The 11,024-nt window shown below is 73.7% G+C and carries 10 protein-coding genes; 3 read left to right on the forward strand and 7 right to left on the reverse strand.

The window, feature by feature from the left end:
* The 4 genes from V7S47_RS10115 to V7S47_RS10130 form a co-directional block, all read right to left on the reverse strand.
* A partial coding sequence (locus V7S47_RS10115) for an acyl-CoA thioesterase domain-containing protein (protein WP_336561442.1) occupies nucleotides 1-857 on the reverse strand: 857 nt, incomplete at its 3' end.
* A gap of 5 nt (nucleotides 858-862) precedes the next feature.
* Entirely contained in the window at nucleotides 863-1,405 is a 543-nt protein-coding gene (locus V7S47_RS10120) for a hypothetical protein (RefSeq protein ID WP_336561443.1), read from the reverse strand.
* Nucleotides 1,402-2,838 carry a sensor histidine kinase gene (locus V7S47_RS10125; protein ID WP_336561444.1) on the reverse strand — a complete coding sequence of 479 codons (1,437 nt, stop codon included), beginning with the start codon at nucleotides 2,836-2,838 and terminating at the stop codon, nucleotides 1,402-1,404. The genes V7S47_RS10120 and V7S47_RS10125 overlap by 4 nt, the downstream gene beginning before the upstream one ends.
* Nucleotides 2,835-3,533 (reverse strand): response regulator transcription factor, encoded by a 699-nt coding sequence (locus V7S47_RS10130; RefSeq protein WP_336561445.1) that lies wholly within the window; start codon nucleotides 3,531-3,533, stop codon nucleotides 2,835-2,837. Before V7S47_RS10130 ends, V7S47_RS10125 begins: the two co-directional genes overlap by 4 nt.
* 118 nt (nucleotides 3,534-3,651) lie before the next feature.
* Between V7S47_RS10130 and V7S47_RS10135 the strand changes: the two genes are divergently transcribed.
* Complete coding sequence (locus V7S47_RS10135) at nucleotides 3,652-6,207, forward strand: PQQ-dependent sugar dehydrogenase (protein WP_336561446.1); 2,556 nt, start codon at nucleotides 3,652-3,654, stop codon at nucleotides 6,205-6,207.
* Between the two features lie 125 nt (nucleotides 6,208-6,332).
* Here the strand turns inward: V7S47_RS10135 and V7S47_RS10140 are convergent, their stop codons facing one another.
* The 3 genes from V7S47_RS10140 to V7S47_RS10150 are packed head-to-tail and all read right to left on the reverse strand — an operon-like array spanning nucleotide 6,333 to nucleotide 8,067.
* Complete coding sequence (locus V7S47_RS10140) at nucleotides 6,333-7,190, reverse strand: fructosamine kinase family protein (RefSeq protein ID WP_336561447.1); 858 nt, start codon at nucleotides 7,188-7,190, stop codon at nucleotides 6,333-6,335.
* On the reverse strand, nucleotides 7,187-7,687 hold the full coding sequence (locus tag V7S47_RS10145) for a low molecular weight protein-tyrosine-phosphatase (protein ID WP_336561448.1): 501 nt from the start codon (nucleotides 7,685-7,687) through the stop codon (nucleotides 7,187-7,189). The genes V7S47_RS10140 and V7S47_RS10145 overlap by 4 nt, the downstream gene beginning before the upstream one ends.
* Nucleotides 7,684-8,067, reverse strand: coding sequence for a phage holin family protein (locus V7S47_RS10150; RefSeq protein WP_336561449.1), 384 nt, complete (start codon nucleotides 8,065-8,067; stop codon nucleotides 7,684-7,686). The genes V7S47_RS10145 and V7S47_RS10150 overlap by 4 nt, the downstream gene beginning before the upstream one ends.
* A gap of 124 nt (nucleotides 8,068-8,191) precedes the next feature.
* Here V7S47_RS10150 and V7S47_RS10155 point away from each other — a divergent pair, with 124 nt between their 5' ends.
* Together V7S47_RS10155 and V7S47_RS10160 are read left to right on the forward strand one after the other, a co-directional pair.
* Nucleotides 8,192-9,814, forward strand: a complete 1,623-nt coding sequence (locus V7S47_RS10155; protein ID WP_336561450.1) for a methyl-accepting chemotaxis protein — start codon at nucleotides 8,192-8,194, stop codon at nucleotides 9,812-9,814.
* A 158-nt stretch (nucleotides 9,815-9,972) separates the two neighbouring features.
* The coding region (locus tag V7S47_RS10160) for a methyl-accepting chemotaxis protein (protein ID WP_336561451.1) at nucleotides 9,973-11,024 on the forward strand (1,052 nt) is incomplete at its 3' end.

Raw genomic sequence — 11,024 nt, forward strand, 5'->3', positions numbered from 1 at the left:
GAAGACCCGCGACGCCGCTCGCCGGAGTCGGTGTACTCGACGTCGCCGAAGTCGACGACGCGCTTGGCGTTCGCGAGCGAGGTGACGACGGCGGTGCCGAGCGGGCCGGTGCGGTCGAAGACGGCGGCGGTGCCGACGGCGATGCCGTCGACCTCGACCCGGTCCAGGGCGGACATGCCGATCGAGAGGCCGACGGGCTCGCGGGCCAGGGTGAGGGTGATGTCGGTGTTGATGTACTCGATCCCGCGGTCGCCCCAGTTGGTGACCATGCTGGCGCCGTCGGCGATCGAGGCGACCGCCTGGAACGGCGACGTCGGCTCGCCCGCGACGATCGGGATCGCGGTGTTCCAGGACGACTTGCGGTCGTCGTTCTGGTGCAGGCCGAAGGACTGCGACCAGCCGACGGAGCTGTGGAAGAACGGCACGTGCGGCTCCTCCGACACCGGAGCGACGTCGAGCGGCGGCGGGGCCGGCCGGTCGTCGGGCGACCAGACGGAGCCCTCGGTCGAGGCGGTCGGCAGCAGGAAGAGCGCGCTGGCCCGGGCGACCCGCACCTCGGCGCCGTCGACCTCCTGGGTCAGCACCGCGTCGACCAGGCAGAGCCGCGGCCCCTCCCGCACGACCTCGGTGGTCACCCGGCAGTCACGCATCCGGGCCGCCTTGAACAGGTCGACGGTGTAGCGCGCCGGCCGCAGCTCGGTCCGCCCCAGCTCGCGCACCCGCTGCTCGGCCCCGCGCGCCAGCGCACCGCTGACGGCCACGCCGTGCATCTGGTCGTCGTCCCACATGCTGCGGGCCATGTCGGTCGGGGTCAGCGCGTCACCGGACTCGGCCGGGCGGAAGAAGGACAGCTGCATGCCCGTCATGGTGGGGTCTCCCCGGCGTACGTCGCCAGCTGCTGCATGGTCTCCTTGACAGCCGCGACGACCGGTGCCTCGTCGTACGGCTTGGTGTCGGCGGCGTTGACGACCAGCACCACCTCGCCGACCTGCACGAACCCGGTCACGCCGAGCACCTCGGTGCCGGGGTTCGCGACCATCCGGGCGTCGTCCGCACCGGCGATCTCGGGCTCGGTCACGCTGCCGTCGTCGGGGGCGCCCATCTGCTCCCAGGCGGCGTCGAGGCCCGCGGGGAAGACGAGGTAGTTGGCGTCCACGACGGCCTCGCCGCCGGTCTGCGGCACCAGCGCGCAGCGCGGGGAGTCCTCGGTGCCCCGGTCGACCTCCACGGAGGTGCCGAGCACCCGGGCGATCCGTGCGGCGTCGAGGCCGTCGCAGGGGTTCCAGACCGGGTCGGCGGACGCGCTGGCCGACGGCTCGGCGGACGGCGCAGGGGAGGACGACGAGTCGCCACCGCACCCCGCCAGCAGCAACGGTACGACGAGCAGCGCGACCCGGGCCCTCACGCCTCGGCCTCGGTCGAGGCGGCGGGCTCGGCGGGCGGCGGGGTGGACGCGCCGGGGATCCGCAGCACCATCCGGGCGCCGCCGGAGGCGGCCCGACCGGCCTCGACGGTGCCGGAGTGCCGCACCGCGACCTGCTGGACGATCGAGAGCCCGAGTCCGGAGCCGGGCATCGAGCGCGACTCGTCGGAGCGCCAGAACCGCTCGAAGACCCGCGGCAGGTCGGCGTCGGCGATGCCGGGGCCCTCGTCCTCGACGGTCAGCTCGCCGTCGGTGAGGGCGACCCGGACCGTGCCGCCGGCGGGGCTCCACTTCACCGCGTTGTCGAGCAGGTTGGTCACCGCGCGCTCGAGGGCGCCCTGCTCGCCGATGACGTACCAGGGGTCGACGTCGAGGTCGATGCGCACCCCGGGGCCGCGGCGGCGTACCCGGGCCAGGGCGTGGTCGACGACCTCGGCCAGGTCGACGGTCTCGATGACGTGGGCCATCGGCTCGTCGCGGGCCAGCTCGACCAGGTCCCCGATCAGCGTCGTCATCTCCTCGATCTGGGCGCGGACGTCGTCGAGCAGCTCGGCCCGGGCCTCGGGCGGGAGGGCGGCCCCGCCGGACGCGTCGGACTGGGCCAGCAGGTCGAGGTTGGTGCGCAGCGAGGTCAGCGGGGTGCGCAGCTCGTGCCCGGCGTCGGCGACCAGCTGGCGCTGCCGGTCGCGGGAGGCGGCGAGCGAGGCGAGCATCTGGTTGAAGGCCGAGGACAGCCGGGCGATCTCGTCGTGGCCCTCGACCGGGATCGGCTGCAGCTCCTCGGTGCGGGCGATGTGCTCGACCCGCCCGGTGAGCAGCCGGACCGGGCGCAGGCCGTTGGCGGCCACGCCCCAGCCGGCCATCGCCGCGGCGATCACGCCGGCGGCGCCGAAGAGGGCCATCACGACCCCGAGCTTGGTCAGCAGCTGCTCCTGCGACTCCAGGGACTCGCAGATGACGAGGGCCTCGTCGTCGCGGTAGGGCACCGCCACGACCCGGAACCGGCTGTCGCTGTCGTGCGCCCGCGCGGTCCGCACGCTCAGGTCGGACCTGCCGGCCGCGACCTCGAGCTCGGCGTCTCCGAGCTTGGGGACCTCGCCGTCCTTGTAGGGGTAGAAGCCCCGGCCGTCGGCGCTGATCGTGCCGATCCGGACGTCGGTCGAGGTCAGGGCCCAGGCCGGGAACTCGTTGCCGGTGTTGGCGTTGATGAAGACCGGCAGCCCGGCGGTCGCGTTCGCCCGCTCGATCAGCGAGTCGTCCATCGAGGCCTGCAGCTGCATGCGGACGACGACGTACGCCCCGACGGCGACGAAGGCGACGGCGACGCCGACGGCCATCGTCGTGAGCAGGGTGACCCGGCTGGCCAGGGACCGGCGGTAGTGCCAGCGTCCGTCGGGGTCGAGCGTGCCGGTCACGATTCCTTCAGCACGTAGCCGACGCCGCGGACCGTGTGGATCAGCCGCGGCTCCTCCTCGGCCTCGGTCTTGCGGCGCAGGTAGCCGACGTAGACCTCGAGCGAGTTGGCGGTGGTCGGGAAGTCGTAGCCCCAGACCTCCTCGAGGATGAAGCTGCGCTCCAGGACCCGCCGGGGTCGGCGCAGGAACATCTCGAGCAGGGTGAACTCGGTGCGGGTCAGCTCGATCGAGCGCGCGCCGCGGCGTACCTCGCGGGTCGCGACGTCCATGGTCAGGTCGGAGAAGGCGAGGACCTCCTCGTCGGCGTCGTCGGCAGGGACGACGCGGCGCAGCAGCGCCCGCAGCCGGGCCAGCAGCTCGGCCAGCGCGAACGGCTTGGTGAGGTAGTCGTCGGCGCCCGCGTCCAGGCCCTCGACCCGGTCGCCGACCGCGTCGCGGGCGGTCAGCACCAGGATCGGGACGTCGTGGCCGGCCGTGCGCAGCGCGCGGGTCGTCTCGATGCCGTCGAGGCGCGGCATCATCACGTCCATCACCACGACGTCGGGCGCGACCCGGCCGATGCTGGCCAGGGCCTCGGCGCCGTCGGAGGCCAGGTGGACGTCGTACCCGTTGAACTCGAGCGAGCGGCGCAGCGACTCGCGCACGGCCTTGTCGTCGTCGACGACGAGGACGCGTGGCAGGGGCACGGGAGGCACGTCCCTACTGTGCCAGGCCTGGCTGAGCCCTGTCTGAGAACGCGTGTGCGGACGTGCTCGATCGGGTAGGTCACAGCAGCAGGCACGCGGGGGGCGCGGCCGGACCGGGGGGTCGTTCGTGGGCAGGATCGTGGGCGTTGCCCGGATGTCGGCAGTGGCGCTGGTCGTGGGGCTGCTGGCCCCGATCGGCGTCCCGAGCGGGACGGCGGTCGCCGACCCGGTGCTCCCGTCTGGCTTCCAGGACCGGGTGGTCATCGGCGGTCTCGACCAGCCGACCGTCGTCGACTTCGCCGCCGACGGCACCGCGTTCGTCGGCAACCAGGCGGGGGTGATCAGCACCGTCGCCCGGGCGGGCGCGGGCTTCGCCGGCACCCCGGCGCCGTTCGCCGACCTGACGCGCAGCGTCCAGAACTACTGGGACCGCGGCCTGGTGGGCCTCGCCGTCGACCCTGCGCTCGGCACCGGTGCCGGTCGCGACTTCGTGTACGTCGCCTACGCCTACGACCGCGATCCGCGCGACCCCGCAGGCGAGGTCCCGGCCTGGGGGAACCCGGCCGCGCCGTACTACGACGACTGCCCGGCGCCCGCCAGCCTAGAGCCCGGCGGCTCCCCGGGCTGCGTGGCGTCGATCCGGGTCACCCGGCTGGCCGCCGCGAAGGTCGACGGCGCCTGGACGATGACGTCGGAGACCGAGCTGCTGGCCGGTGGCTGCCTGCAGTTCCCCAGCCACGGCTCCGGCGCCGTGCACGTCGGCCCCGACCGGATGCTCTACGTGACCGCGGGCGAGGGCGCGAGCTTCGACACCGCCGACCGCGGCCAGTTCGGCGGCAACCCCTGCGGCGACCCGGTGAACGAGGGCGGGTCGCTGCGCGCCCAGGACCTCCGCACCACCGGCGACCCGCTCGGCATCAACGGCAGCCTGCTCCGGATCGACCCGCTGACCGGCGAGCACGCGATCGCGGCGTACGGCTTCCGCAACCCGTGGCGCTTCGCCTTCCGCCCCGACACCGACGAGGTGTGGGTCGGCGACGTCGGCGCCGGCGGGTACGACGAGGTGAACCGGCTCACCGCCGCCACCTCGACGACGGCGCCGCGCAACTTCGGGTGGCCCTGCTTCGAGGGCCCGGCCCGCACGCCCGGCTGGGACGAGCTCGACGTCCCGCTCTGCGAGTCGCTGTACGCCGGCACCGCGCCGGTCGCGCAGCGGGCGGTGGCGCCGTACCTGCCCTACTCGCGCAGCGGCGAGGTCGTCCCGGGCGACGGCTGTCCGACCGGCACCGCCTCCGTCTCGGGCGTGCAGTTCCTCACCGGCTCCGCCTACCCGGCCGACCTGCAGGGGGCGCTGGTCTTCGCCGACTTCGCCCGCGGCTGCGTCTGGTCGGTGCCGCTCGGCGCGGACGGCCAGCCCCGACGTGCGCGGGCCCGGCTCCTCGTCGGCGACGCGGACTCGCCCGTCGACCTGACGACCGGGCCGGAGGGCGACCTCTACTACGTGGACTACGGGCTGAACGACGACGGCTACCCGGAGGCCGGCGCGGGCGCGATCCACCGCGTCTCGTACGACGCGATCGGCCGGCCGCCGGTGGCGCGGATCAGCGCGGACCCGCCGTACAGCTCGGTGCTTCCGCTGTCGGTGGAGCTCGACGCGTCGGCCTCGCGCGACCCGGACGGGGACGTGCTGGGGTACTCGTGGGACCTCGACGGGGACGGCACCTTCGGCGACGACTTCGGGCCGGTGGTCTACGAGACCTACACCGTCGCGACGCCGGTCACCGTGGCCGTGCGGGTCACCGACGGCAACGGTGGCAGCGATGTCGCCGAGCTGACCCTGCACCCGGGCAACGACCCGCCGACCTTCACCGCGGTGACCCCCGCACCCACCCTGACCTGGGCGGTCGGCGACCCGATCCCGTTCTCGGCCGCGGCCACCGACCTCCAGGACGGCACCCTGCCGGCCTCGGCCTTCACCTGGTCGCTGGCCGTCAGCCACTGCCCGTCGGTGTGCCACGTGCACCCGATCGAGACCCGCACCGGCGTCGCGTCGGGGACCTTCACCGCGCCGGACCACGAGTACCCCTCGCGGCTGGTGCTGCGGGTCCGGGCCACCGACGCCGGCGGCTTCGCGACGGAGCGGAGCTTCGAGCTGGCGCCGAAGACCGTCGACCTGCGGTTCGCCACCACCCCGGTGACGGCGCCGGTCAGCGTGCTGGGCGCCGAGGGCCCCTCGCCCCAGGCCCGGCGGGTCATCGTCGGCTCGACCTTCACCGTCGCGGTACCGCCCACGGTCGTCTCCGGCGGCCGGACCTGGCGCTTCGCCGGCTGGTCGGACTCCGGCGCGCGCGTGCACCAGTCGGTCGCGCCGGCCCGCGACACGTCGTACGTCGCCCGCTACGTCGCCGACGCCGTCGCCCCCGCCGCCACCGCGCGGCTCACCGTGCGCGCCGCGCCGGCCCGCGCCCGGGCGCGGGTGCGGGTCGACGGCGTGGCCCGGCGCTCCGGCTGGGCCGGGCGGTTCGACGTGGGTGAGCGGGTCCGGGTCGTCGCGCCGGCGCGGGTCCGTCGCGCCGGGCAGGTCTGGGTCTTCCGGCGCTGGAACGACGGCGGGAGGCGGGCCCACACCGTCACCGTCCGGCGTGACCAGGTGCTGCGGGCGGTCTACGTCCGGCGGCGGTAGGGGGTGCTGGGGGGCGCGGGTGAGTTTCATCGGCTAGCCGACAAAACTCATCCCTGGACGATGAACCTTTGTCGTCCAGGCTCGAGTTTCATCGGCTAGCCGATGAAACTCTCCGACCGCCCGCCTCAGGCGTACCGGCGGGCCGCGTCGGCGGCGCGGGCGCCGTACCCGCCGCCGAAGAGGCAGGCGTGGACGAGCAGCGGGAAGAGCTGGTGGAGGGCGACCCGGTCGGCCCAGCCGTCGGCGAGCGGGGTGGCCTCGTCGTAGGCGTCGAGGACCCGCTGCAGGTGCGGGAGGCCGAAGAGGGCCAGCATCGCGAGGTCGACCTCGCGGTGGCCGCCGTACGCCGCGGGGTCGATGACGCTGACCCGGCCGTCGGTGCCCCACAGGACGTTGCCGTTCCAGAGATCACCGTGCAGGCGGGCCGGCGGCTCCTCGGGGAGCAGGCCCGGCAGCCGACCGACCACCGCCTCGACGCTCGTGGCCTCGCGGGCGGTGACGGCGCCGCGGTCGCGGGCCAGCTTCAGGTAGGGCAGCACCCGTCGTACGGCGTAGAACTCCGCCCACGAGCCGGCGGTGCGGTTGGGCAGCGGGAGCCGGCCGATGAAGCCGTCCTCGTCGGCGCCGTACGACGGCGCGCCGGCGGCGTGCGTGGCGGCCAGGGCGCGGCCGAAACCGGCGGCGGCGTCCCCGCTGTTGCGCCCCGGTTCGACCCACCGCAGGATCAGGCACTCGGCGTCGACGGCGAGCACCTCGGGCACGGCGACGCCGTCGCTGTCGGCGAGCCAGCGCAGCCCGCGCGCCTCGGTCTCGAAGAAGCCCGGGGGTGCCTGGGTGAGGGTCTTCATCAGCGCGGTGCTGCCGTCGCTGAGGCGGAGCTTGGTGGCGGTGGCGATGTCCCCGCCGGCGACGGGGGCCGTGGCCACCACCGCCGAGCCGAGGAGACCCTCGGCCCGTCGGGCGACCAGCGGCTGTCGGGTCACGAGGGGCCGAGCTCCTCCCGGAGGCCGCCGACGATCGCGGCGCAGGTCCGCTCCACCATGGTCAGCACCTCCTCGAAGCCGTCGTCCCCACCGTAGTACGGGTCCGGGACCTCGCCGCCGGGATCGACCGGGTCGAAGTCGCGGAACAGGCGGACCCGGTCGCCGGCCCCGCCGATGTCGGCGAGGTTGCTCCGGTCCATGGCGAGGACCAGGTCGTGCTCGTCGAGCCAGGCGGTCGACCAGTGCCGGGCGCGGTGCGTCGTGGGGTCGTAGCCGGCGGCCGCGAGGGTGGCCGCGGCCCGGGCGTCCATGGGGTTGCCGACGTGCCAGTCGCCGGTGCCGGAGCTGACCACGGCGACCCGGCCGGCCAGACCGGCCTCGTCGACGCGCTCGGAGAGGACGACGTCGGCCATCGGTGAGCGGCAGATGTTGCCGAGGCAGACCAGGGCCACCGAGTAGTGCCCCGGCGTCCGGGCCGGCGGGATGGGGGGCCTCATCGCCGCTCGTCGGACCCGATCAGCGCGTCGACGATCCAGGTGACGATCGTGATGACGACGGCGCCGCCCACGGCCGGCCAGAAGCCGGTCACCTCGAAGTCGATGTCGAGCTGGCCCGCGAGCCAGCCGGTCAGCATCAGCACCACGGCGTTGATGACGAGCAGGAAGAGCCCGAGCGTGACGATGATGAACGGGATCGACAGGATCTGCAGGACGGGCTTCACGAACGACGTGATCACGCCGAGGATCAGCGCCACGACCAGCAGCGGGACGATCTTCTCCGAGGTCTCGGTGGAGCCGGTGAACCGGATCCCGTCGATGAACCACGCCGCGACCGCGAGGGCCACGGCGTTGGTGACGAGCCAGGTGAGGAAGCGCACGCGACGATCCTGCCAGGCGGCGCCAGCAGGGTCCGGCGGAATGTGACCTTCGCCCGACCGGGTCAGGTCCGGGGCTCGGCGACCGATGGGGCGGGCTCCCCCCTCTCCGACCAGGACGGACGCCATGACCCAGCCCTCTACCCCGACCCGCCAGGCCCGCGGCTGGTGGGCCGACCGCCGGATCCGCACCAAGGTGCTGGCGCCCGCCGTCGTCGCCTCGCTGGTCGCGACGACGGTCGGGCTGCTCGGTCTCAACAGCCTCTCGTCGAGTGCGGAGACGAGTGAGCGGATCTACGCCAACAACCTCGCCGCGGTGAAGCTGCTCGGCGACCTCGACGTCACCCGCAAGAGCATCTCGCTGAGCATCCGAGACCTGCTGCTGGTTCCGAACGGCGAGGAGCGCCAGGCTGTCGAGGAGGAGTACGCCGGGCTGCAGGACACCTTCCGCAGCCAGCTCGACGAGTACGCCGCCACCGACCCGGCGACGGCCGACCTGGCGACGCTGGAGTCCGTGCGCGAGGGCCTCGAGGCCTACCTGGTGGCCATCGAGGAGAAGCTGGTCCCGCTCGCCGAGGCCGGCGACGAGGCCGGCTGGTGGGCCATGAACAGCACCGACCTGGTGCCGCTGGCCAAGGCCGTCGGCGGCGGGCTCGGTGAGCTGAAGGAGAGCGAGCAGGCCCAGGCCGCGGACGCGGCGTCCGACGCGCGGTCGTCGTACGACGCGGCGCGGCAGCTGGCGATCATCCTGCTGGTGGTCGGATTGCTGACCGCCCTCGGTTTCGCGTTCCTGGTCGCCCGCGGGGTGACGACGTCGATCGGCCGGCTGCAGCAGGCGCTGCGCGCGCTGGCCGGTGGCGACCTGACGATGGACGCCGGGGTGAGCTCGCGTGACGAGGTCGGCCGGATGGCGGCGGACCTCGAGACGGCCCGCGAGAGCCTGCACGCCTCGCTGTCCGCGATGGGCGGCAACACCGTGGTCCTCGCCTCGGCGGCGGAGGAGATGTCGGCCGTCTCGGCTCAGCTCGGTGCGTCCGCGAGCGAGTCGTCCACTCAGGCTCAGCTGGTCTCGGCCGCGGCCGAGGAGGTCTCGTCGAACGTGCAGACGGTCGCCGCGGGCAGTGAGCAGATGGGGGCCTCGATCCGGGAGATCGCGCAGAACGCCTCCGATGCGGCGCGGGTGGCGACGCAGGCGGTGGTGACCGCGGAGGAGACGACCGCGACGGTGGCCAAGCTCGGTGAGTCGTCGGCGGAGATCGGCAGCGTGGTCAAGGCGATCACCTCGATCGCGGAGCAGACGAACCTGCTGGCGCTGAACGCGACCATCGAGGCCGCGCGGGCCGGTGAGGCGGGCAAGGGCTTCGCGGTGGTGGCGAACGAGGTCAAGGAGCTCGCGGTCGAGACCGCGCGGGCCACCGAGGACATCGCCAAGCGGGTGGAGGCCATCCAGGCCGACACGGGTGGTGCGGTGACGGCGATCGGGGAGATCACCGAGATCATCAGCCGGATCAGCGACTACCAGAACACCATCGCTGCGGCGGTGGAGGAGCAGACCGCGACCACCAACGAGATCTCCCGCAACGTCGCGGAGGCGGCGACGGGCGCCACCGAGATCGCGCGGAACGTGGGATCGGTCTCCGAGGCCGCCGACCAGACGACCGAGGCGGCGGGCAACACGACCGCTGCCGCGGGGGACCTGACCCGGATGGCCACCGAGATGCGCGACCTGGTGGGCCGCTTCCGCCTCTGACCCCCGGGAGACCCCCGAACGCCGAGTCGGCGTGAGTTCAGTGCCGAGTCGGCGCGGAGCTCGCGCCGACTCGGCGATTTCGGGTCAGGTCGGGGGCGGGGCGACCGATGGAGGGAGCGACCACGACTTCCCCCCGCTACCCCAGGACGCCGAACGAGATGACCACGACCTCCGTCACCGCCCACTCCGCCCGCCGCTGGTGGACCGACCGCGGCATCCGCACCAAGGTGCTCGTCCCGGCCGTGCTGGCCGCCGTCGTCGCTCTCGTCGTCGGCCTCGTCGGGCTCAACAGCCTGTCCTCGAGTGCCGCGACCAGCCAGAGCATCTATGCCAACAACCTGAAGGCGATCAAGGTCCTCGGCCAGATCTCCGTGACCCGCAAGAGCATCTCGCTCAGCATCCGCGACATCCTCCTGGTGGGCAACGGCCCGGACCGTCAGGCGACCCTCGACGAGTACGCCGAGCTGCAGGACACGTTCCGCGCGCAGCTCGACGAGTACGAGGCGACGGGCGTCACCGGCGCCAACGCCCAGCGGCTCGACGCGATCCGCGAGCAGTTCGACCAGTACCTCGCCGCCATCGACGAGAAGGCCACGCCCTTCGTCCGCAGCGGCGACATGGCCGGCTGGCTGACCATGAACAACGCCGATCTCTCCCCGATCGCGGAGGGCATCAGCTCCCTGCTCGGCGAGATCGCCGACGACGAGGACGCCCAGGCCGCGGACGCCGCCGCCGACGCGCAGTCGTCGTACGAGGCCCAGCGCCGGCTCGCGATCATCCTGTTGGCCGTGGGTCTGCTGGCCGCGGTCGGGTTCGCCCTGCTGGTGGCCCGCGGCGTGACCGCCTCCATCAACAAGCTCCAGGTCGCCCTGCGGGCACTGGCCGGTGGCGACCTGACCGTGGACGCCGGGGTGAGCTCGCGTGACGAGGTCGGCCGGATGGCGGCGGACCTCGAGACGGCCCGCGAGAGCCTGCACGTGTCGCTGTCGGCGATGGGTGACAACACCGTCGTGCTGGCCTCGGCCGCCGAGGAGATGTCCGCGGTCTCCGCGCAGCTGGGGGCCTCGGCGAGCGAGTCCTCGAGCCAGGCCACGCTGGTCTCCGCGGCTGCGGAGGAGGTCTCGACCAATGTCCAGACGGTCGCCGCGGGCAGTGAGCAGATGGGGGCCTCGATCCGGGAGATCGCGCAGAACGCCTCCGATGCGGCGCG

The organism is Nocardioides sp. CCNWLW216, assembly GCF_037120545.1.
GTDB lineage: Bacteria > Actinomycetota > Actinomycetes > Propionibacteriales > Nocardioidaceae > Nocardioides > Nocardioides lianchengensis.